An 18161-nucleotide genomic window follows, 5' to 3' on the forward strand; every position below is an offset into this window, starting at 1 on the left:
ATTAAGCGTTTGCTTCAGCTAATAGTTTCTTTCCTTTTTCAATTGCATCATCGATGCCACCAACTAAGTTGAATGCAGCTTCAGGATATTCATCAACTTCACCATCCATAATCATGTTAAATGCTTTGATGGTTTCTTTAATGTCAACCAATACACCTTTTAAGCCTGTAAATTGCTCAGCTACGTGGAAAGGCTGTGATAAGAAACGTTGAACACGACGAGCACGGTGAACAGTTAATTTATCTTCTTCAGATAACTCGTCCATACCTAAGATCGCAATGATATCCTGTAACTCTTTGTAACGTTGTAAAATTTCTTTCACACGTTGCGCAGTGTTATAGTGTTCATCACCTAAGATAGCCGGAGAAAGGATACGTGAAGTAGAATCCAGTGGATCTACAGCAGGATAGATACCAAGCTCAGAAATTTTACGTGATAATACTGTTGTTGCATCTAAGTGGGCAAACGTTGTAGCCGGAGCCGGGTCAGTTAAATCATCCGCAGGTACATAAACCGCCTGTACAGAAGTAATAGATCCACGTTTAGTTGAAGTAATACGCTCCTGCATTAATCCCATCTCTGTTGCCAGGGTTGGTTGGTAACCTACTGCTGAAGGCATACGACCTAACAGTGCTGATACTTCAGAACCAGCCTGAGTGAAACGGAAGATGTTATCAACGAAGAAAAGGATATCTTTTCCAGCGCCTTCACCATCACCATCACGGAAATATTCAGCTACAGTTAATCCTGATAAAGCTACACGCGCACGTGCTCCAGGAGGCTCGTTCATCTGACCGAATACCAATGTTGCTTTAGATTCTTTTAATTTCTCAGTGTCAACTTTGCTTAAGTCCCATCCGCCTTTTTCCATTGAATGCAGGAACTCTTCACCATAGTTAATTACACCAGATTCGATGAACTCACGTAAAAGGTCATTTCCTTCACGGGTACGCTCACCAACACCAGCGAATACAGATAAACCAGCATATGCTTTCGCAATGTTGTTTACCAGCTCCATGATTAATACAGTTTTACCTACACCCGCACCACCAAATAATCCGATTTTACCACCTTTAACGTAAGGCTCTAATAAATCGATTACTTTGATACCAGTGTAAAGTACTTCTGATTCTGTTGAAAGTTCGTCGAAACGAGGAGGCGCGTTGTGGATAGGTTTACCACCAGTTTTATCAACTGTGTTAATCCCGTCGATAGCTTCACCTACAACATTGAATAAACGACCCTTGATTTGATCACCAATAGGCATTTTAATAGGAGAGCCAGTATCTGCTACAGCCATTCCCCGTACTAAACCATCAGTCGAGTCCATTGCAATTGCACGTACACGGTCTTCACCAAGATGTTGTTGAACTTCTAAAACGATCTTTTGTCCGTTTTCTTTTTCAATCTCTAATGCAGAGAAAATTTGAGGTAAATGAGCATCGTCAGCAAAACTCACGTCTACTACCGGTCCTATAATCTGCGCTATTTTTCCAATGTTAGGCATATATTGTTTTTGGTAAAATTATAAATATCAAATTGTTAAAGGCCCTTTTAAAGGCTTCAATTCGGTTTGCAAAGCTAAGGTTTTTCAATATATTTTTTGTATATAAATAAAAAGTTTTTCCACAGTTTTTTTATCAATAATTTAGGAGCCATGAAAACAGTATTGGTTACGGGCAGCAACGGGCTTCTCGGACAGAAAATTACCGAAGCAATAATAGCCGGAAAACAGTTTAATCTGGTTGCAACATCCAAAGGTGGAAATCGTTTTAAAAGCACTCAGGGCTATGAATATGCTGAAATGGATATTCTTGATCCTGTCAGTGTCAGTAATGTTTTGAAGCAATATAAACCCGATGCGGTGATTCATACTGCGGCATTAACAAATGTGGATAAATGTGAGACAGAAAAGGAGCTGGCTTATGCACTTAATGTGGAAGCTGTGAAAACACTGATCACAATTTGTGAAGAATATAATATACAGCTTGTGCATTTGTCTACAGATTTTATTTTTGATGGAGCGAATGGTCCTTATAAAGAGTCGGATGAACCAAATCCGTTAAGCTATTATGGACAAACCAAACTGGAGGCTGAGGAGCTGATTAAAAACTCCGGATGTAAATGGGCTATCCTGCGTACTATTATTGTATATGGTATTATCAGTGATGAAAGCAGAAGCAATATTGTATTATGGGCTAAGGGCGCGCTGGAGAAAGGAACGCCGATTAACGTAGTGAATGACCAGTGGCGTATGCCGACATTGGCAGAGGACCTGGCAGCGGCATGCCTGGCTGTGGTAGAAAAAGATGCACAGGGGGTATTTAATGTTTCCGGGAAGGATATGATGAGTATTGCTGAATTAGTTTCCCGGGTAGCAGATTTCTGGCAGCTGAATAAAGAACTGATTACAGAAATTAGCGCTGGTACACTTAATCAGGCAGCAAAACGTCCGGTAAAGACTGGTTTTATACTGGATAAAACTATAAAAGAGCTTGGATATGCCCCACATAGTTTTGAGCAGGGGCTGGCTTTGCTGGATCAGCAATTAAAAGACAGGACAAAAGAAAATTAAAAGATATTATACAAACAACTAATTTAATTATAGAAATGGGATTACAAAAAGGCGATCAGGCTCCGGATTTTAAATTATTCAGCTCAGATTTAAAAGAAACATCACTTGCTGATTTCAAAGGAAAGAAATTAGTATTACAATTTTTCCCTATGGCATTTACCGGGGTATGTACAACACAGCTTTGTACAATGAGAGATAGTTTTGGTTTTTACCAGGGCATGAATGCTGAAGTGGTGGGTATTTCAGTGGATTCACCTTTCACGCTGGCTAAATTTAAAGAAGAACAAGCTTATCAGTTCCCTTTATTATCGGATTTTAATAAAGAAACGTCAACTGCTTACCAGTCGATTTATGAAGAATTTGTCTTTAATTTAAAAGGTGTATCAAAAAGAGCTGCATTTGTGATTGATGAACAGGGAAAAATAATTTATGCTGAGGTTTTAGAATCAGCAGGTGATCTTCCTGATTTCGATGCAATTAAGAAAGTTGTAGAGGGGTAGCAGCAGTAGGAGGCTATATTTATTTGAATATTTATTTGAAAAAAGTTTTGAATTTCAAATAGAAATACTACTTTTGCAATCCCAAAGCGATACAGAATTGGGAAATGCATTTGTAGCTCAATTGGATAGAGCATCTCACTACGGATGAGAAGGTTTGGGGTTCGAATCCCTACAAGTGCACATTTAACGTCAATAAAAGACGAAAAAATATTCAAACCCGGCTTATTTAATACATAAGTCGGGTTTATTTTTGTCTTATGGTTTTATTTGGACATATTTGGTAAGTATTTGCGTAAGTAAAACGTAACTAAAATAATTACCATGGCTACAATCACCCTTGAACTCTTCACGTCGACAAAATTAAAGAAGGAAGGCGACAGGCATCCTGTCTTTGTAACAGTCCGGCATAATGGCGTACCAAGACGTAAGCTAGTGGGGGTTGCTCATAAGGAAGAATGGGACTCGGTCAATAAAAAGATCAAGCCAAAAGGAAGAAAAGACCATATTGATGCGAACATCCATATAGAAGACGAGTTTGAAAAATACAAAGCCAGATTCAAGGCTCTTGAAAGATCTGTTCTTCCTTGGGTGGCCGATGATGTTTTCAAGATTGAAGTTGCGCCAGAAGGTCCGGTTACTTTCTATCAGTTTGCTGAAGCTTATTTAAATACACTTAAGAAAGGTACGTTTACTTACGATGGCACCAGATCCAGATTTGAAAAGGTTAAACGATTTGCTTCAAGAGATTTTATGATCTCAGATATTGATAAAAACTGGATAGCAAATTTTATAAATCATTGCAAGACAAAAGAGAAAGATAAAAAAGGAGGTGTTGGGAACGCTAAGAATACCATTAACCATGTTATAAAATTTATCAAACGTGTTGTAAGTTACTCGGGGGATATTAACAAAGCGCTAAATTCACATAATCTATCTTACGACAAAAACATTAAGAGCAAGCTTACTAATGATGAAATAAATGCCTTGGTAAAGCTTAATTTAAGAGAAGATATTCTTATGTATCATGCCCGTAACATATTTTTAGTCCAGTTTTATTTTAGAGGGATGCGAATCGGAGATGCGCTTCGTTTGGAATGGTCTGACATCAAAGACGGACGACTTCAATATGATGCCGGTAAAACCGGTAATTCTTATGATATGAAGATTGTGGAGCCGTGTATGAATATTTTGAATAAATACAGGGATACCGGGGGTTATTACATTTTTCCATTTCTAAGATTAAAAGAGCCAGATACAACTGTTCTGCAGTTTAAAACAGAGGTGAAAAATAGAACAATGGTTATCAATAGAAATCTGAAAGAAATTGCCCTTAAATGTGGTATTACAAAAACGGTAACTACACACATTGCAAGGCATTCATTTGCAAGTATTGCCGATCAGCAGCTGGGCGGTGACCTTAAGACATTACAGGGTTTATTTGGTCATTCTACGAGAGAAATGACCGAGATATACATCAGGGATATCCGGAGAGTTGATGATCTGGACGATGCTGCAGACAAGGTGCTACTTTAACACAGGCGTTTTAAGTCTTTCAATTTCTGCTTTTAAGATCTCTATATCTGCCTCCATATTTTTTATTTTGCCACTTATCTGTGTGTCTGTAGGCTTATTAAACTCCATATTATCACCGCCGGTAAGTAGATAGGTAGGCGATATGTTTTTCTTAAGAAAAAGATTTTGTATTGCATTAGTTGGCAGATCGCGCTTCCCTCCTTCGATGTAAGAAATCATACTTTGCTTTATCTCGCAAATAGCTGCCATTTCAGCCTGTGTAAGCTCTAGGTGCCTCCTTACTAGGTGGAATCGTTTACCGATCTTTTGATCTACCTCTGTATGGTTATTGCGCATTATTTTAACGTTCTTGTTAGTCTTGCTTCAACCTTGTCTATGTGCTCGTAAATCTGCATTACCATTTCATAAAGATTGGTAATATCATTAATATTCCTTGGGACTGCGTCGCTAATTTGGCTTACAGAGTCCATAAATCGAGTAACATGACCGGCAGAAATAGCAACTGATTTACTTAATTCTTCAAGTGAGCGAGCCAATAGCTGATTATTTTTAAGAAGAGCATTGTGTGCTAAAGAAGACAGTTCAAGAGCTTGCTTTATAGACTCAATAGTTTTAGTCTTTTCAATATCTTCCTGTACCAGATCTTTAATAAGGATTGTTAAAAGACTAATCTTTTCTTCTGGTATAACTGATTTTTCAATATCGCCTAATAAAGCGTTTAAATATTCCTTTTCCATGTTTTAAGAATTTAATATTCTTTTGTCAGCATCATCTAGTTGTCCACCATTTTGCTCATAAATCATTCTTAATAAATATGTTTGTTTATATGAGTTTCTTTTTATTTTACTAATGTTTACGTATAAATTAATAAACATTATTATGAAAAATATAGAAACTATTCCAAAAAATATAGTTGAATTATCCATTTTATTGAGCTGTGAAAGATGTTTTAACTTCTCCGATCTGTTTATCCTGAAATATTACTTGGGAAGTTTTAGTGTTTTTAATTATAACCTCTATTTCTAGTTTCTGATTAGTTTTTAAAGCAGCTACAATGTTTATTTTTGCCCCTTTGTCATAAGTTGCAGTCATGCTGTAATTGTTGGTTAATGCACCAGCGTTAGGTATGTGGTTCACTAGTCCAGAGTTTGGCTCATACAAACTGAACGAGGAAGTCCCTATTACATTTACAATGATGTCATAGGAAGCTTTATTTTCTTTTTCATCTTTTTTACAAGAAAAAAGAATTGGTATTAATAATAAGAGGATTAATTTTTTCATAGTATTTGGTTTTATTTTTTTGATAATTTCCACTTTGTGCCGTCGGTAAATGCTATTTCAGTTGGCCAAGCCAGTTGTACTTTTTTGCCGTCTCTACTTAAAATACTCCATTCTCTAGTTTCAGATTTACCAGGGCGCAATACATCATCTGTAAACCCTCCGCCAAAACCATCATACGCTCCACCCATATCAGCAGGTTCTCCAAATGCATCAATGCCTTTCCACATAAATCTTATTGCACTAATAGGTTTGTTAGATACATTTTTGTATGATATTCTTATATCTCTAAAATTGCTGTACTCTTTTTTAACTAATGTAGCCTTAATTATTTTTATAGGTGACTTATACAATCCAGCCGTATCAAGTAATGATTTACTTATAACCTTGTGAGTCATTTCCTTTATACGTTCATCAGAGCTTTTGCCGTATCTTTTCATCGAAAAACTATCTAGTCTAGCTTTTCTTTGTTCTGCTGATTCTTCTTGCTTTTGTTCACATCCTGCAATAAATATAATCAACATTGAGAGTGTTAATAGTCTTATCATTATAGTATAATAATTTATGTTCGTTTATCCAGCCAACCTTCGATAAGCCAGATGTTCTTTATTTTCGTTTTCTGTATTTCGAAATCGTCATACAGAGGGTTCTCACTTTTAAGGATGAATTCTGTTTTGTAGTCTTGTGATCTTCTTATATACTTTAAAAACCTTCTGCCGTCATTTAGAGTGATTCCATAAATCTGGCCATACTCTAAAGAGCTTTGCCAGTCTTCTACTTTTACCCCAAATAGGATTGCGCCAGATCTTATTTTGGGTTCCATGCTGTCACTGTAAGCCCTAAAAGCGGTGCAGCCATAGAATTCAGGCACATCCATATAATATTCAGGATAGATAGTCCCATCTTCATAAAAAACATCCGAATTTCCTGCCATAAAATCTGCGTTATAGTATGGAATTAAAGCTTTCTGTTTCCTAACATTTCTTTTTAAAGTTGTAATGTCACTTTCTGATATATTGATCGGCTCTTTTGGAGCTACCGAATATATTTCTCCTTCTCCACTTTCTAGCCATTTAATATTTATGTTATAAGAATGTTCTAATATTCTTTTTATTTTGTCTGAAACTCCTATACCACCTTTTGATCTCAAAACATCTGATAATCCGCCTGCAGTAATGTTTAATGCCTTTGCAAACCCCAGCTGAGATGTAAACCCTAATTCTGGTAATAGAAATTTTAGTCTCTGATTCTCAGTCATTTACAATAAATTAATAAGAATAATAAGATTAATCTTTGAATTATAAGAATAGTCTTATTATATTTGTACTACACAAACAAAGATACTAATTATCAAAACAATAAAAACTACCTAAAAAGTACCAAAATGAAAACGAGTTCACTAGCACATATTTTAACAGGTAAAGGCTCAGAGCTTTTTGTGTGTGATGATCAGCCATATATAACACATAATAGAATGACTGTTGACCTGTTAGATGCTCCGGAAAAAATTAAATCGGCATTGGTAAGATTTATCAAAGCAGATCCTGAAAGAGAAAAGGCATATGTGTCAATGGCTGGTGATGATGTTAATGCTCAGATGTCGCAGTGTGTAAAGTGCATGTTCGCTAATCTTGACGGTGTGCCTGATATAGATGAAAATGGAATGATCAATAACACTGAGTTTGTTCCGTGCGAAAAAAGGGGTGGGGGGTGCAAGTTTGAAGGTATAGCGTGTAATAAGCTATCAATGTCTGGTAATGAAATAAGTAAGAGTGAAATGAGGGTTTTAGAGGTTTGCCAGCTGGAAGAAAAGGAAATAGCTGAAAAGCTATGCCTTTCTCCGGCGACAGTTAAAAGACACTCACAGAATATAAGAATTAAAACCGGGATTCCTTCCGGAAAGAAATTGGCCTTATGGGCTTCAAGTATGGGGGTTATTAATCTAGATCAATTATGTTTTTAGAAACTGAAAAAGCAAAGGGTTGGCCTGAGAGGCTCAAATCTATGAAAGTTGGAAATGTTATTCCGGTAAGCATTTCTTCATTGTCTGCAGCAAGACAGGCCATAAGCAGGAGTTTACCAAACTCAGGAGTAGAAATGAAATTCGAGACTGAGACTAAAGAGAAGATAGTTAAAAATAAGGTAGTTAAATACGGTGAAATAAAAAGAACTGCGTAGCCATGGAAGTGATAACAATTGAAAGCGAAGCCTTTAAGGAAATACAGGGCATGCACATGCAGAATAAACAGGTGATAGCTGATCAGGCTGCTACAATCGCAGGATACAATATTGTTATGATCAGTGCTGAAAAGGCCGCAGAGCTAACCGGATATAGTGAAAAGACATTAAGGTTAAGAAAAGAGGAAATAGGATACCATACAATAGGCAAGAACATTTTCTTTTTTCCTAAAGATTTAGAAGTATGGCTTCACAAGTATTACCGGGGGCCTAAACCACGAAAGTATTAAAACAAGTGTACCATTAATCAATCAAAAACAAAAAAAAAGGCCTGAAGGTACCAAGCTTCAGGCCACAAGTGTCCAGCGGTTTAAATCAATCAAATAAAAACTACTAGTTATGGCAAATCTACAAATTTTAAGGGAAACAGTCACACCAGTAATGATGATAGGGTGTCGTGAGTGTGGCAAGAGAGTAAGTTATTCAGATTCTTACACAATGTTAAACCGGTCTTTCTGCTCAATTGGATGCGCAGACCTGGCGGAGGAAAAGAATCAGGGCCGTGAATCTATTAATAACCTGGGAGAATGGGAATAGGTCAGCATGGGTCAGGAAATGACTCGCCAAAGTGGAAGCTTTGGGTTATCGCAATATTCACGGCAACAGTATTTTATTTCATTATTAAATACACAGGTCATGGCAGCTAAATCAAAAGTACTCGCAGTTCAAAAAACTATACGCCCTTGGAATGAAAGCCAGAATGACGTAGAGGGGTGGAGGGAATACATACATGCGCAGTTAGAAGGCAAATTATTGCCAACTCACATGTTAATTGTTGAGGCAAACCGGATTATAACTAAAAAGCCAAGCTTCCGGCCAACTACTAGAAAAGAAAGAGAGCAAGGTGATCAGGTAATTTATCTGATAATGTTCATTACGGCTATCGCATTGGCAGTAGCTATTTCAACCACTAATTAAAATTGTCATGAAAAAAATTGAAACACTACAAGAATTAGAAGCTGAGATTTTGAGACTTGCTCAGGCTAAAAATGAACTCAAGGCCAAATACCCAGAGTTGACACAAGCTTTTTTTAAGGTTGAAAATATTAGTGTAGATGTTCTATTTAAAGCACAAGAGTTATTCAAAAGCTCAGTTAGCGAGGACGGTAAAAAATTAAGGCTACAGTACTGTGCATATGACCATGGGTGTGATTTTACTTTATTCGCTTACTCTGTTCCTTTTGTAAAAACTGTTCCTTCTCAGGTTGAATACGCTGAAGCATCATAAATAATCAATCAAACTAAACTAATATGGAAACAAAGGGAGAATTAGCGAAAGCTATCATATCTGTGATGAAAGAAGTTAAAGGCATCGAAAAGAGCATGACTGTCGGTAAAGGCGATAGTGCTTACAAAGGTGTTCCGGATCAAGAAGTAAAAAAGATTATTGGAGAAGCGATGATAAATGCTGGACTAACTATTTTACCTATTGGTGTAGATGCAAAAACAAGAGTTGACAGGTGGGAAGAAACAAATAGTTATGGCACAAAGACCAAGCAATCAGTTTTTACTGAAACTACAACTAAATATCTACTACTGCATGAAAGCGGTGAAAGCCAAGTTTTAGAGGGTTACGGACAAGGTGTTGATAGTCAAGATAAGTCTGCCGGTAAAGCGACTACCTACGCCTTAAAATATACTTTATTATACACTTTCCTTGTCCCTACTGGTAAAATAGATGACGCAGACACTTCTCACTCAGAAGAACATGAAGTGCCGACAAAAAAAATACAATCATATCCAGCAGACAATCGTCCTTGGATTACAGCCAGAATGCTGACTCAGGCAATTGATAAGATAAAAGCTGGTAATACAGAAGTTTATCAGTTAACAGTAAATGCCTTTCAGATTAAACCTGATCAATTAGAACAATTAAAAACCGCTTAATCATGGAAAATACAATATCAACGACCAACACATTAGTACCAGAAGGTTTTGACTTTAAAATGGTGAACCTTTTAAATCTTACCAAAAGTTACATTTCAGATACAGTAAAAATGGCCACTAAGTCGGTAACAGAAGGTCATTACGATCCAATTAAGGCTCTTGTATATGCAAAGAAAGGTCAGGAGTTATTTACTCAGCTTGAAAAGTCTATCAGACCAATAGCAGAAGATCAGCAAAAATTATCTAAAGGCGAGGTCTATTCAGTTCATAATGCAGATGTATCTCAAAAAGAGTCTGGAGTTAAGTATGACTTTTCAACTTGTGACGATAGGGAATACAACGAACTAAAGGAAAAGCACGAATCTATATCTGCGGATCTTAAAGTCCGTGAAGAGTTCCTTAAAAGAGTCAACAAAGATCTGGAAGTAGTTGACACTGAAACAGGAGAGTCATACACAATTCATCCCCCGGTAAGATCAGGAAAAATGGGATTAACCATATCTATTAAGCCATGAGTTTAGAATCACTTAAAGCGCTTACTGATCAGATCAGGAAAGCATTAGATGAATCAATAGACAATACAAACCCTGATGAAGTTATAGGCAAGATGAATGAGCTTGCATCATTGCAAGGGACAGCATCACATACAATGGCATTAGCAGAAATGGTATACAATCAGAAGTTAATGGAACTTGTTCAGGCGGCAGAATATTCAAAGCTATCTGCTACAGATAAAAGATTTGTGATAATGGGTAAAGCTAAAAACGAGATTTACTACGTGACAAATTCTGAAAGGCTTGCTAAAAGCTTAGTACATAGACAAGATGTACTCAGGTCAACATTAAGCTTCATCAAGTCTGAAATGGAAAACTTACATAATCAAACACATTAAATAAAATAATAACATGAGCGGAATTAGCAGTAAAATCAACCTAGCTGGGTTGAAACATTCGGTAAGAGATATTAAAGGTAAGACTGGAGAAATGGTTTCATGTATTGTCATTCCTATCGAGATTAACAACCTATTTAAAGGTGAAAAAGGCGTGTATTTAGACTTACAAGGATTTGACATTAAAAATAAGGTCAATGATAGCAAGGACACTCACCTGGTGAAACAATCGCTTCCAAAGGAAAAATATGAGAGCCTAACTGAAGAAGAAAAGAAAGCTCTTCCAATACTTGGTAGTCATATCCTGTGGTCTGGTGGTCAAATGGGTGATACGGTAATTATTGAACAGAATGAAGATGATGACTTGCCTTTTTAGTTTAAACCATAGCACTAATTAAAATACCAAAATACAAACCTTAAGCAGATAGAATTAAAAAATAATATGTCAAAGAAACCATCAATGCAGTTTTATCCAGGCGATTGGATGAAGGATCCTGAATTAAGATCTGTATCTATTGCCGCCCGTGGTTTATGGATGGACATGTTGTGTCTTATGTTTGAGAGCCGAGAGCGAGGATTTTTGTTAATCAATGGTAAGGCTCCGTCCGAAGTACAGTTGGCTAGAATGGTGGGCTGTACAGGGGAGGATCTAAATCATTGCCTAGATGAATTGAAAGACGCTGGAGTGCTTTCGCATAATGGTACAAATGTTTTGTTCAGTAGACGCATGGTTAGGGATGCTGAAATTAGCAATAAACGTGCTAAGTGTGGTAAAATGGGAGGTAACCCAAATTTGCTTAACCAAAACGCAAGCAAAACGCAAGCAAAACGCAAGCAAATAGGTAAGCAAAATGCAACCCCTTCATCTTCTTCTTCTATTATAAATAAAAAAGTACGTGAAGATTTTATAACAATTTCTGGCGTATTGCATAGGTTATTGCCCAGTGAGTATGTTCAGCAATATCTGCTTTCTTCTTGTGAGCAATTATTAATGACTGTTTTGAAGGGAATTAACAAGGATTCTGTAATGAATAAACTGGATGAAGAGTATAATTTTTATGCTTTTAATGACGAAATGCACCTCAGAAATAGTTTTAAATCAGTGGGTTTATCGCTAAAACAAAAATCAGTAAAAGCAAAATCTTTCCAAAGGTCTGCTGTGGTGGATCAATCATCAAATAAAAACTTTTTAACCGAATGAGAAAGCGAATATCAGATTACACAGAAAGCGTATTGGAGCATTATCAATCAGGCGTTCAACGAGGTCATAATACCGGATTTAAGTGCTTAGACGAACTTTTAAGTTTCAAATTAGGGTATTCTACTTTCTTTTTGGGCTTTGCTGGTGCAGGTAAAACTGAGATGGAAATGGAAATGAAGTTTAACCAGTCTGAGCATTTTGGATGGAAACACGGTGTTTATTCTGGTGAAATAGGAAATATGACTGATGTAATTGGGGAGCTTGTAAGCAAATATTTAAGGAAGCCATTCTTCAAATCAAATCCCTATTCACCTTCTGAAAAGGAAATTTACAACGCCATAAACTGGCTAGATGAACACTTTTTTTTGGTTGATGCTGATGACACTGAACATAATATAGAAAGCTTTTATGAGTACTGGAAAAGCCTTGAAAAAGAATTAAATATTAAACTTCAAACAACATCTTTAGACCCTTTCAATGATCTAGAAGAAGATTTAGTAAAGTTCGGTGGTCGTGAGGATAAGTATCTGGCATGGGCTTTAAAAAAAGTACGACAAGAAGCTATTAATAACAAATGGCACAACAATATTGTAACCCATGCTAAAGACTTACCGCCAATAGTTTTGAAAGATGAGTCCGGGCAAGATGTATACTGTTCTGCCATACCAAATCTAAACAGTTTTGCTGGTGGTCAAGTATGGGGAAGACGAGCTTTTAATGTTGTGGCAGTTTGGCGTCCAGAGCATAACCGGGAAAATGGAAAAGTTAGCTTAACTATTAATCCTGCTACAGGAATGCCATTTATGGAGAACGAAGTTATAATCAAAATTTTAAAGGCAAAGCCTAAAGGCACCGCCAAGAAAGGCGCAACATCGTTGTATTTTGATTGGACTAAAAACAGATACTACGAGTTAATTGATGGTTATAAGAAATTTGCGTTTGATCACGAAAGCAATGAAAATGTACTAAGACCTGACTTCGGGATACACCCAAACCAATTGTTCTAATGAAAAATCTGTCTGAAATAGAGAAATATTATTGGGAGCTGTCAGAGGTTTATCTGGGACATTATTATGATGCTGTAGAGCCTTCATTAAAAATAATGCTTGCTATGGGTGTTATCGTAGAAATGGAAAGCGACCTGGTTAAATTTCACAAGGAAAAGAAAGAAACGCCTAATAGTAGACGTCAACAAGAAAGACTTAAAATACTAATAAATACACTTGATGCATTCACCGTGTCTGCTGAAAGAAATAAACAGTTCAGATTAGTTATGCAAAAAATGTATGATCAGCAAGCCGAAAAGGATAAAAAAATTGAGGTATTAGAAACGCAAATAGTAAATCTAAATAAACAAATCCAAGGATTATGAACATTCAAGAGCAAGCTTTCAAAGTATTTGACAGCATGAAAATATCAGATGTGATTATCATCAGAGAATTTGCTAAGAAAGACCCGGGAGCATTTATCCAGTATGGTAAAAATTACATCGATAATGGAGGAAGTATTGAGTTTAATCACGATTACAGCAAAATAAGGAAAGTCAGCTCAATGGATGACTTGGTAGATGCTGATAAATATTCTAAAAACTAAAGTCATGGAAGAACTAATCGAAACGCCACGGTGTGCAAAGAACCTACAGAAGATTAAAGAAATGCTCGAATCTGGCAAAGTTGTAACTGTGATTTCTATCAAGAGAACAGTTAACACCTACGAAGGAAGACACTACCTAGCAATTCTTAAAAAGACTATGAATATTATCAGAGAGTGGGTTACTTCCCCCAACGGCAGGAGATATAAAAAGTACTGGCTTTCAAAACAGCCAAAATAATTAACAAGTGTACCAGCTTAAAATCAATCAAAATGAAAAGGGGATTATTAACTACAGTAAATCAGCTGAAGGAGGGCGACAGGTTCCAGAAAGCAGCAAGTAAGTCAAGTACAGTTTTTCAGTTCTTAAGGCAAGAGTCCCATGAGAAATTTGAAGCCTGTGAAGCATCTGGCATGCTTAACGGTCAGGTTAAAAACTCGTGTAAGGTTAAGGTCTTAAAAGGATCTACCCGGGTTGTCTATTTAAGAAACGTAAATGATGTATCATGAAAAGCCTACTCTCCAAAAAAGACCATAGCAGAAGATATTATCTCCACGGAATAGTGAAAAAGCACTTTATTGTTAATTCACATAACAGGGAAGTTAGTGTAACGCCAGATACAATTGATCTGGCTAGAGAAAATAAGTACCTGATGGAGCTTTGTGCTAAGTTCGGGTATAACATTCAAATGTCAATTGTTTAATTATGTATAGACCAACAGCGAACGGCTATTTTTCTGGAGCCGCAGGTATGGAATTAGGACTTAAGGAGGCCGGGGTAGATGTGCTTCAATCCTTAGATCTGGATCAGGATGCAATAGATTGTCTTAAAATGAATAGCGGATTTATTTCTCATAAGATAATACACAGAGACATAAAGGACATCAAGGTTATGGATCAGAGCCAATCAGACATTATAGTAGGTACATATCCATGTACTAAGTATTCGACAATTGCAGATATTCACGGCACGCGTACTGGTGATGACTTGTTTCTTCATTTCTTCCGGCACATCGCTATTCGTCAGCCAGAAATGTATATAGTTGAAAATGTCCCTGGCATGAAAAAGTTTGAGGTAGTTATGGAAGCGATGACTAAGTTACCGGGTTATTATGTAAACGTTATTTGCCCTGTGAGTGCTTTGAACTGGTTGCCACAACGTAGAGATAGACTGATTATCATCGGAACTAAAAAACCTTTCTTTATATCTCATCCTCAGCCAGCTTTACGCAGATTAAGAATAAAAGATATTCTTGAAAAAGACCCAGTGTATGAAATGACTGATAGCTTGATTGCAAGGTTAAATGGTAAATATAGAGATAAGCCAATTATCGTGGATCCTGACCAGCCTGGAGCGTATGCCCCCACATGTGTTGCGCATTACGCAAAGGATTTGGGTACTCGTATGGTTAAGGACTCTAATGCAAAACATGGTGTAAGACCCTTTACAATTAGAGAATATGCAAGATTGCAGGGATTTCCTGAAGGATTTGTTTTTCCAGATAAACGTAGCTCATATAAATTGATTGGAAATGCAGTTCCTATACCAATGGGCATGTGGGCCGGAATGCAAGCAATGAGATATTTTAATTAATGTATTATGGATAACATTCAAATTCTCTACAACTATAACGCTATGAGGTGTAAAGATCTAGGTTCAGAAATAGAGGAGCTGAATAAAGTCTTTTGCTATCATAAGCATGCATTTCACCTTGAATGTCTTTCAGAGTTAGAAGAGTCTATAAGAAATAAACGGATAGAATTAAGCCTCCTGTGGGATAAACAAGTTGATCTGTTTTTTGTGATCAAAAGTGAAAACGAATTAATTAAATGCATATGAAAAAGCTAATCGCAATCGTCGTTCTGATACTCTTTATTCTGGCTTGCAGATTATACCAGGTATCAATAAAGCCAGAGCCTCACACAAGTGTTAACCCATTTAATGTTTACCGGCCATGAAATTTGAATCTTACCGGATTGTTAACGGGGAAATATTCGGAGACATAACCATTATAGCCGAATCATGGGATAAAGCTGAGTCTATAGCTGAACAGATGGGTACCTGGGTTAATGGCCAGATAGTGAAAGAGATTGACCAAGACACAGGGAATGTGATTGATTATCTGGCCGTATGTTATAATTGAAGTACGGATAACCGTTTTATGTCTCACTAATCAATTGTTAAGTTAGATATATTATCTGATAGACTCTTTAGAACTTCGATTGCTGACTCTGCATCTTTCTTGGTAAATGGCCTTTTGCCGTTAAGCTTCATACTCATGTACACTTTAGCGTTTTTATTATCTGGCCACATCCTTTGAGCGACATAAGATAAATCAACAGGTCCTGTTCTTAAATATTCTTCAACTGTCATAAAGCAAAAGTATAAAATAAATTGCATAATAAAAATTATACAAAATACTTGATAATGTATAATTAAAGTTATACATTTGAATTAACAAATCAATCAAACGAATATGAAAGTAATTCATTTTAAAACAAAGACCTCTCAGAAAAGTTCGCTAAACATCTTAATTGAGTCTAAAAGAGAGAAGTTATTCCTGATGTCATTATTCTCTGATACTTACAGAGCACTTGAAGCGGCAAATTCAGAGAAGACAACTCACCTGGGAATTGGCGAAGAACAGCCTTTCACTCACGAAGAGGTAAAAGAGTGGTTAGATAAGCTCTACATCGCCATTTAACAATCCACCCCGACACCGTAAATGGTTCGGGGTTTTCAGGTGCAAATTAATCACTACCCCCGCTAAAGCGGATAACAAATAAGGAAATGGCATACTATCAAAATAGATGGCAATACGATTGCCCGGTGTACGATAACAAGGAAGAAACTTGTTGGAATTTAAACGAGGAAGAAGAAAAAGAAGTAACTCAATGGTTGCTGGATAACTAACCGCCTTCGGGCTAACAAATAAGGAAATGAAAATAGCAGGAAGAATAATTCAAACCAGAAATATTACTCATAATGATGAGCATACTTTTTCTGGTTATTACAAGAATCACAGCATTTATGTTACTGATGATCATGGTCATGGTAAGTCAAAAGATATCCAGTTAACCAGATACCATATTGAAGTTACAGATCCAAGAGGGTGTTACGCTTGTAATTCTTGGGAAGACTTGGAAGATATAAACGCTGCAATTATATACGCTCTTGACGGGGCTGTACTTTAACTAACCGCCCATAGGGCATAACATAAATAAAAAAAATGGGAGATTTTGCAGATGATCTTATCTATTCATCAATGATGGATGATTATGATAGTAATGATAAACAGATGTGTTCTTGTTGTGGTGAAGTTGTCAATTCTTCAGAATTGGTATACAGCCAAAAGATGAAATGTAGCTGTTGCGAAGACTGTAACGGGTAATTTAAATCACTCCCGGAAGGGCTAAAATAAAAGAAGATGGTAATTGAATCATTAGAGCAAATAAAAGAAAGGGTAAGAATTTCGCTAAAGACCCTTGATTTGCAAGACCAAGAAACAGAAGATAGATTGTATCATCATACTGTTTTGAAAATATTTACAATTCAAGCTGTAAAATACACACTTTATAAAGCAAGTTCAGAAGTTTCATGCTCCCATGAAATAGATTATGTAGATCACTATGATTATTCTGCTGGGCACAATGGCATGACTGGCGAGATTGACAAAGAATCAATAACCGGCCTAGAAGTAGACATATTAAAAGAGATAGGTTTTTTAAGTTAACTCACTCCCTGCAAAGGGGTAAATACACAAAGAAATGGGAATAATAAACGTAACATATAACTGGCGTGTCGTAAGTGATGGTCATCAAACAATTGACTGTGCTGATGAATATCATGTTGGCGTTAATGGTGTTGTGACCATTGAGGAACACCAAGCAATGGGCAGTGGTGACAGATGGTTTTATAACATAGTATTCGATAATGGTAATGAATTGAAAATATTCAATCCAAATACAGTTTTAACCACCCCATAAGAGGGGATAACAACAAGGAAGATGGAAAAGCACGATTTTAAATTAGTTGGCCTAAGTAGGCCAAAATCAGCAACATTAGAACATTTAAATACCGATAAAGATACTTTTCATGCTATCATAGATATGCCACAGGATAAGATTGATTCGCTTTGGAAGCTATGTAAAGGCAATTGGGATGACACAAAAATTGCGGAGATAGAGTGCGATAGACTAAGCGACGGTATGCCAATTAATGGCAGATTAGTAGGTATAAGATTTAACTAACCCCCGGCAATTCAGCCACAATTAAAACAAGTAAGATGAAAGTAGAAATTACTATGGCTCAGTTACAAAGCATAAAGAAGATGAAAGACGACATTGAAGCTATGTTAGGTGGAGGTGGCGATGTTGACGACCCTATTAATGGAGATCCAGATAAACACTGGATAAGACATATCAGGAACATTAATAATTTTTTAAAGAAAAACGGTTATAAACCATAAG

The 18161-nt window shown here is 36.6% G+C and carries 35 protein-coding genes and 1 tRNA gene; 29 read left to right on the forward strand and 7 right to left on the reverse strand.

What is annotated here, in order from left to right; all coding sequences use genetic code 11:
- Window position 1 precedes the first annotated feature (1 nt).
- Window positions 2-1507 carry a F0F1 ATP synthase subunit beta gene (gene atpD, locus PL_RS19725; RefSeq protein ID WP_041885552.1) on the reverse strand — a complete coding sequence of 502 codons (1506 nt, stop codon included), beginning with the start codon at window positions 1505-1507 and terminating at the stop codon, window positions 2-4.
- A gap of 150 nt (window positions 1508-1657) precedes the next feature.
- On the opposite strand from atpD, the gene PL_RS19730 reads away from it, so the two are divergent.
- The 4 genes from PL_RS19730 (at window position 1658) to PL_RS19745 (ending at window position 4608) form a co-directional block, all read left to right on the forward strand.
- On the forward strand, window positions 1658-2575 hold the full coding sequence (locus PL_RS19730; RefSeq protein WP_041885590.1) for an SDR family oxidoreductase: 918 nt from the start codon (window positions 1658-1660) through the stop codon (window positions 2573-2575).
- Window positions 2576-2610: 35 nt separating this feature from the next.
- Window positions 2611-3075, forward strand: a complete 465-nt coding sequence (locus PL_RS19735; RefSeq protein WP_041885554.1) for a redoxin domain-containing protein — start codon at window positions 2611-2613, stop codon at window positions 3073-3075.
- 106 nt (window positions 3076-3181) lie between these two features.
- Window positions 3182-3255 (forward strand) — tRNA-Arg (locus PL_RS19740).
- A 141-nt stretch (window positions 3256-3396) separates the two neighbouring features.
- Window positions 3397-4608 carry a site-specific integrase gene (locus PL_RS19745; protein ID WP_052496532.1) on the forward strand — a complete coding sequence of 404 codons (1212 nt, stop codon included), beginning with the start codon at window positions 3397-3399 and terminating at the stop codon, window positions 4606-4608.
- Here the strand turns inward: PL_RS19745 and PL_RS19750 are convergent.
- From PL_RS19750 to PL_RS19770, 5 genes are all read right to left on the reverse strand, one after another.
- Window positions 4600-4944, reverse strand: coding sequence for a helix-turn-helix domain-containing protein (locus tag PL_RS19750; RefSeq protein WP_041885557.1), 345 nt, complete (start codon window positions 4942-4944; stop codon window positions 4600-4602). The two genes, PL_RS19745 and PL_RS19750, sit on opposite strands and share 9 nt — an antisense overlap.
- The gene (locus tag PL_RS19755) at window positions 4944-5345 is read right to left on the reverse strand and encodes a hypothetical protein (RefSeq protein WP_041885559.1); all 402 of its coding nucleotides are present in this window, start codon (window positions 5343-5345) and stop codon (window positions 4944-4946) included. The genes PL_RS19750 and PL_RS19755 overlap by 1 nt, the downstream gene beginning before the upstream one ends.
- Before the next feature lie 190 nt (window positions 5346-5535).
- A complete protein-coding gene (locus PL_RS19760; RefSeq protein WP_152620376.1) occupies window positions 5536-5889 on the reverse strand; it encodes a hypothetical protein in 354 nt (117 codons plus the stop codon).
- Between the two features lie 11 nt (window positions 5890-5900).
- Window positions 5901-6434: a hypothetical protein gene (locus PL_RS19765; RefSeq protein WP_152620377.1), complete on the reverse strand. Its 534-nt coding sequence runs from the start codon at window positions 6432-6434 to the stop codon at window positions 5901-5903.
- A 14-nt stretch (window positions 6435-6448) separates the two neighbouring features.
- Complete coding sequence (locus PL_RS19770; protein ID WP_052496533.1) at window positions 6449-7144, reverse strand: S24 family peptidase; 696 nt, start codon at window positions 7142-7144, stop codon at window positions 6449-6451.
- A 126-nt stretch (window positions 7145-7270) separates the two neighbouring features.
- Here PL_RS19770 and PL_RS19775 point away from each other — a divergent pair, with 126 nt between their 5' ends.
- From PL_RS19775 to PL_RS19865, 19 genes are all read left to right on the forward strand, one after another.
- Window positions 7271-7849, forward strand: coding sequence for a response regulator transcription factor (locus tag PL_RS19775; RefSeq protein WP_152620378.1), 579 nt, complete (start codon window positions 7271-7273; stop codon window positions 7847-7849).
- Window positions 7840-8064 carry a hypothetical protein gene (locus PL_RS19780; protein WP_041885570.1) on the forward strand — a complete coding sequence of 75 codons (225 nt, stop codon included), beginning with the start codon at window positions 7840-7842 and terminating at the stop codon, window positions 8062-8064. The genes PL_RS19775 and PL_RS19780 overlap by 10 nt, the downstream gene beginning before the upstream one ends.
- Before the next feature lie 2 nt (window positions 8065-8066).
- Complete coding sequence (locus PL_RS19785; protein WP_041885571.1) at window positions 8067-8354, forward strand: helix-turn-helix domain-containing protein; 288 nt, start codon at window positions 8067-8069, stop codon at window positions 8352-8354.
- A gap of 109 nt (window positions 8355-8463) precedes the next feature.
- Window positions 8464-8661, forward strand: a complete 198-nt coding sequence (locus PL_RS19790) for a hypothetical protein (protein ID WP_152620379.1) — start codon at window positions 8464-8466, stop codon at window positions 8659-8661.
- 18 nt (window positions 8662-8679) lie between these two features.
- Entirely contained in the window at window positions 8680-9042 is a 363-nt protein-coding gene (locus PL_RS19795; protein ID WP_348620169.1) for a hypothetical protein, read from the forward strand.
- A gap of 7 nt (window positions 9043-9049) precedes the next feature.
- Window positions 9050-9352 (forward strand): hypothetical protein, encoded by a 303-nt coding sequence (locus PL_RS19800; RefSeq protein ID WP_041885575.1) that lies wholly within the window; start codon window positions 9050-9052, stop codon window positions 9350-9352.
- 23 nt (window positions 9353-9375) lie between these two features.
- A complete protein-coding gene (locus tag PL_RS19805; RefSeq protein ID WP_348620174.1) occupies window positions 9376-10011 on the forward strand; it encodes an ERF family protein in 636 nt (211 codons plus the stop codon).
- A gap of 2 nt (window positions 10012-10013) precedes the next feature.
- Window positions 10014-10526 carry a hypothetical protein gene (locus tag PL_RS19810; protein ID WP_041885581.1) on the forward strand — a complete coding sequence of 171 codons (513 nt, stop codon included), beginning with the start codon at window positions 10014-10016 and terminating at the stop codon, window positions 10524-10526.
- Window positions 10523-10903: a hypothetical protein gene (locus PL_RS19815; protein ID WP_041885584.1), complete on the forward strand. Its 381-nt coding sequence runs from the start codon at window positions 10523-10525 to the stop codon at window positions 10901-10903. The genes PL_RS19810 and PL_RS19815 overlap by 4 nt, the downstream gene beginning before the upstream one ends.
- A 13-nt stretch (window positions 10904-10916) precedes the next feature.
- Window positions 10917-11276, forward strand: coding sequence for a hypothetical protein (locus PL_RS19820; protein WP_052496534.1), 360 nt, complete (start codon window positions 10917-10919; stop codon window positions 11274-11276).
- 66 nt (window positions 11277-11342) lie between these two features.
- The gene (locus PL_RS19825; protein WP_348620180.1) at window positions 11343-12101 is read left to right on the forward strand and encodes a hypothetical protein; all 759 of its coding nucleotides are present in this window, start codon (window positions 11343-11345) and stop codon (window positions 12099-12101) included.
- Window positions 12098-13108, forward strand: a complete 1011-nt coding sequence (locus PL_RS19830) for a hypothetical protein (RefSeq protein ID WP_041884677.1) — start codon at window positions 12098-12100, stop codon at window positions 13106-13108. The genes PL_RS19825 and PL_RS19830 overlap by 4 nt, the downstream gene beginning before the upstream one ends.
- On the forward strand, window positions 13108-13473 hold the full coding sequence (locus PL_RS19835; RefSeq protein ID WP_348620186.1) for a hypothetical protein: 366 nt from the start codon (window positions 13108-13110) through the stop codon (window positions 13471-13473). The genes PL_RS19830 and PL_RS19835 overlap by 1 nt, the downstream gene beginning before the upstream one ends.
- A complete protein-coding gene (locus PL_RS19840; protein WP_041884673.1) occupies window positions 13470-13694 on the forward strand; it encodes a hypothetical protein in 225 nt (74 codons plus the stop codon). Before PL_RS19835 ends, PL_RS19840 begins: the two co-directional genes overlap by 4 nt.
- Before the next feature lie 4 nt (window positions 13695-13698).
- Complete coding sequence (locus PL_RS19845; RefSeq protein WP_152620364.1) at window positions 13699-13932, forward strand: hypothetical protein; 234 nt, start codon at window positions 13699-13701, stop codon at window positions 13930-13932.
- A 32-nt stretch (window positions 13933-13964) separates the two neighbouring features.
- The gene (locus PL_RS19850) at window positions 13965-14201 is read left to right on the forward strand and encodes a hypothetical protein (RefSeq protein ID WP_041884670.1); all 237 of its coding nucleotides are present in this window, start codon (window positions 13965-13967) and stop codon (window positions 14199-14201) included.
- Window positions 14198-14395, forward strand: a complete 198-nt coding sequence (locus PL_RS19855) for a hypothetical protein (protein ID WP_041884667.1) — start codon at window positions 14198-14200, stop codon at window positions 14393-14395. Before PL_RS19850 ends, PL_RS19855 begins: the two co-directional genes overlap by 4 nt.
- 2 nt (window positions 14396-14397) lie before the next feature.
- Window positions 14398-15285 (forward strand): DNA cytosine methyltransferase, encoded by an 888-nt coding sequence (locus PL_RS19860; RefSeq protein ID WP_041884665.1) that lies wholly within the window; start codon window positions 14398-14400, stop codon window positions 15283-15285.
- Between the two features lie 361 nt (window positions 15286-15646).
- A complete protein-coding gene (locus PL_RS19865) occupies window positions 15647-15835 on the forward strand; it encodes a hypothetical protein (RefSeq protein WP_041884662.1) in 189 nt (62 codons plus the stop codon).
- Window positions 15836-15861: 26 nt separating this feature from the next.
- Here the strand turns inward: PL_RS19865 and PL_RS19870 are convergent, their stop codons facing one another.
- Window positions 15862-16065 (reverse strand): hypothetical protein, encoded by a 204-nt coding sequence (locus PL_RS19870; RefSeq protein WP_041884660.1) that lies wholly within the window; start codon window positions 16063-16065, stop codon window positions 15862-15864.
- 103 nt (window positions 16066-16168) lie between these two features.
- On the opposite strand from PL_RS19870, the gene PL_RS19875 reads away from it, so the two are divergent.
- From PL_RS19875 to PL_RS19900, 6 genes are all read left to right on the forward strand, one after another.
- Complete coding sequence (locus PL_RS19875; protein WP_041884658.1) at window positions 16169-16396, forward strand: hypothetical protein; 228 nt, start codon at window positions 16169-16171, stop codon at window positions 16394-16396.
- A 235-nt stretch (window positions 16397-16631) separates the two neighbouring features.
- Window positions 16632-16886, forward strand: a complete 255-nt coding sequence (locus PL_RS19880) for a hypothetical protein (RefSeq protein WP_041884656.1) — start codon at window positions 16632-16634, stop codon at window positions 16884-16886.
- Between the two features lie 233 nt (window positions 16887-17119).
- Window positions 17120-17425 (forward strand): hypothetical protein, encoded by a 306-nt coding sequence (locus tag PL_RS19885; protein ID WP_041884655.1) that lies wholly within the window; start codon window positions 17120-17122, stop codon window positions 17423-17425.
- Window positions 17426-17459: 34 nt separating this feature from the next.
- Window positions 17460-17678 carry a hypothetical protein gene (locus PL_RS19890; RefSeq protein ID WP_041884653.1) on the forward strand — a complete coding sequence of 73 codons (219 nt, stop codon included), beginning with the start codon at window positions 17460-17462 and terminating at the stop codon, window positions 17676-17678.
- A gap of 21 nt (window positions 17679-17699) precedes the next feature.
- Entirely contained in the window at window positions 17700-17942 is a 243-nt protein-coding gene (locus PL_RS19895) for a hypothetical protein (protein ID WP_041884652.1), read from the forward strand.
- A gap of 35 nt (window positions 17943-17977) precedes the next feature.
- Complete coding sequence (locus tag PL_RS19900; RefSeq protein ID WP_041884649.1) at window positions 17978-18160, forward strand: hypothetical protein; 183 nt, start codon at window positions 17978-17980, stop codon at window positions 18158-18160.
- The last annotated feature ends 1 nt before the right edge of the window (window position 18161 follow it).

Source organism: Pedobacter lusitanus (assembly GCF_040026395.1).
Classification (GTDB): Bacteria; Bacteroidota; Bacteroidia; order Sphingobacteriales; family Sphingobacteriaceae; genus Pedobacter; species Pedobacter lusitanus.

Bases quoted from the DNA above. Each gene is read 5' to 3' on its own strand.
- atpD (WP_041885552.1), bottom strand. From the start codon at position 1,507: ATGCCTAACATTGGAAAAATAGCGCAGATTATAGGACCGGTAGTAGAC.
- PL_RS19730 (WP_041885590.1), top strand. From the start codon at position 1,658: ATGAAAACAGTATTGGTTACGGGCAGCAACGGGCTTCTCGGACAGAAA.
- PL_RS19735 (WP_041885554.1), top strand. From the start codon at position 2,611: ATGGGATTACAAAAAGGCGATCAGGCTCCGGATTTTAAATTATTCAGC.
- PL_RS19745 (WP_052496532.1), top strand. From the start codon at position 3,397: ATGGCTACAATCACCCTTGAACTCTTCACGTCGACAAAATTAAAGAAG.
- PL_RS19750 (WP_041885557.1), bottom strand. From the start codon at position 4,944: ATGCGCAATAACCATACAGAGGTAGATCAAAAGATCGGTAAACGATTC.
- PL_RS19755 (WP_041885559.1), bottom strand. From the start codon at position 5,345: ATGGAAAAGGAATATTTAAACGCTTTATTAGGCGATATTGAAAAATCA.
- PL_RS19760 (WP_152620376.1), bottom strand. From the start codon at position 5,889: ATGAAAAAATTAATCCTCTTATTATTAATACCAATTCTTTTTTCTTGT.
- PL_RS19765 (WP_152620377.1), bottom strand. From the start codon at position 6,434: ATGATAAGACTATTAACACTCTCAATGTTGATTATATTTATTGCAGGA.
- PL_RS19770 (WP_052496533.1), bottom strand. From the start codon at position 7,144: ATGACTGAGAATCAGAGACTAAAATTTCTATTACCAGAATTAGGGTTT.
- PL_RS19775 (WP_152620378.1), top strand. From the start codon at position 7,271: ATGAAAACGAGTTCACTAGCACATATTTTAACAGGTAAAGGCTCAGAG.
- PL_RS19780 (WP_041885570.1), top strand. From the start codon at position 7,840: ATGTTTTTAGAAACTGAAAAAGCAAAGGGTTGGCCTGAGAGGCTCAAA.
- PL_RS19785 (WP_041885571.1), top strand. From the start codon at position 8,067: ATGGAAGTGATAACAATTGAAAGCGAAGCCTTTAAGGAAATACAGGGC.
- PL_RS19790 (WP_152620379.1), top strand. From the start codon at position 8,464: ATGGCAAATCTACAAATTTTAAGGGAAACAGTCACACCAGTAATGATG.
- PL_RS19795 (WP_348620169.1), top strand. From the start codon at position 8,680: ATGACTCGCCAAAGTGGAAGCTTTGGGTTATCGCAATATTCACGGCAA.
- PL_RS19800 (WP_041885575.1), top strand. From the start codon at position 9,050: ATGAAAAAAATTGAAACACTACAAGAATTAGAAGCTGAGATTTTGAGA.
- PL_RS19805 (WP_348620174.1), top strand. From the start codon at position 9,376: ATGGAAACAAAGGGAGAATTAGCGAAAGCTATCATATCTGTGATGAAA.
- PL_RS19810 (WP_041885581.1), top strand. From the start codon at position 10,014: ATGGAAAATACAATATCAACGACCAACACATTAGTACCAGAAGGTTTT.
- PL_RS19815 (WP_041885584.1), top strand. From the start codon at position 10,523: ATGAGTTTAGAATCACTTAAAGCGCTTACTGATCAGATCAGGAAAGCA.
- PL_RS19820 (WP_052496534.1), top strand. From the start codon at position 10,917: ATGAGCGGAATTAGCAGTAAAATCAACCTAGCTGGGTTGAAACATTCG.
- PL_RS19825 (WP_348620180.1), top strand. From the start codon at position 11,343: ATGTCAAAGAAACCATCAATGCAGTTTTATCCAGGCGATTGGATGAAG.
- PL_RS19830 (WP_041884677.1), top strand. From the start codon at position 12,098: ATGAGAAAGCGAATATCAGATTACACAGAAAGCGTATTGGAGCATTAT.
- PL_RS19835 (WP_348620186.1), top strand. From the start codon at position 13,108: ATGAAAAATCTGTCTGAAATAGAGAAATATTATTGGGAGCTGTCAGAG.
- PL_RS19840 (WP_041884673.1), top strand. From the start codon at position 13,470: ATGAACATTCAAGAGCAAGCTTTCAAAGTATTTGACAGCATGAAAATA.
- PL_RS19845 (WP_152620364.1), top strand. From the start codon at position 13,699: ATGGAAGAACTAATCGAAACGCCACGGTGTGCAAAGAACCTACAGAAG.
- PL_RS19850 (WP_041884670.1), top strand. From the start codon at position 13,965: ATGAAAAGGGGATTATTAACTACAGTAAATCAGCTGAAGGAGGGCGAC.
- PL_RS19855 (WP_041884667.1), top strand. From the start codon at position 14,198: ATGAAAAGCCTACTCTCCAAAAAAGACCATAGCAGAAGATATTATCTC.
- PL_RS19860 (WP_041884665.1), top strand. From the start codon at position 14,398: ATGTATAGACCAACAGCGAACGGCTATTTTTCTGGAGCCGCAGGTATG.
- PL_RS19865 (WP_041884662.1), top strand. From the start codon at position 15,647: ATGAAATTTGAATCTTACCGGATTGTTAACGGGGAAATATTCGGAGAC.
- PL_RS19870 (WP_041884660.1), bottom strand. From the start codon at position 16,065: ATGACAGTTGAAGAATATTTAAGAACAGGACCTGTTGATTTATCTTAT.
- PL_RS19875 (WP_041884658.1), top strand. From the start codon at position 16,169: ATGAAAGTAATTCATTTTAAAACAAAGACCTCTCAGAAAAGTTCGCTA.
- PL_RS19880 (WP_041884656.1), top strand. From the start codon at position 16,632: ATGAAAATAGCAGGAAGAATAATTCAAACCAGAAATATTACTCATAAT.
- PL_RS19885 (WP_041884655.1), top strand. From the start codon at position 17,120: ATGGTAATTGAATCATTAGAGCAAATAAAAGAAAGGGTAAGAATTTCG.
- PL_RS19890 (WP_041884653.1), top strand. From the start codon at position 17,460: ATGGGAATAATAAACGTAACATATAACTGGCGTGTCGTAAGTGATGGT.
- PL_RS19895 (WP_041884652.1), top strand. From the start codon at position 17,700: ATGGAAAAGCACGATTTTAAATTAGTTGGCCTAAGTAGGCCAAAATCA.
- PL_RS19900 (WP_041884649.1), top strand. From the start codon at position 17,978: ATGAAAGTAGAAATTACTATGGCTCAGTTACAAAGCATAAAGAAGATG.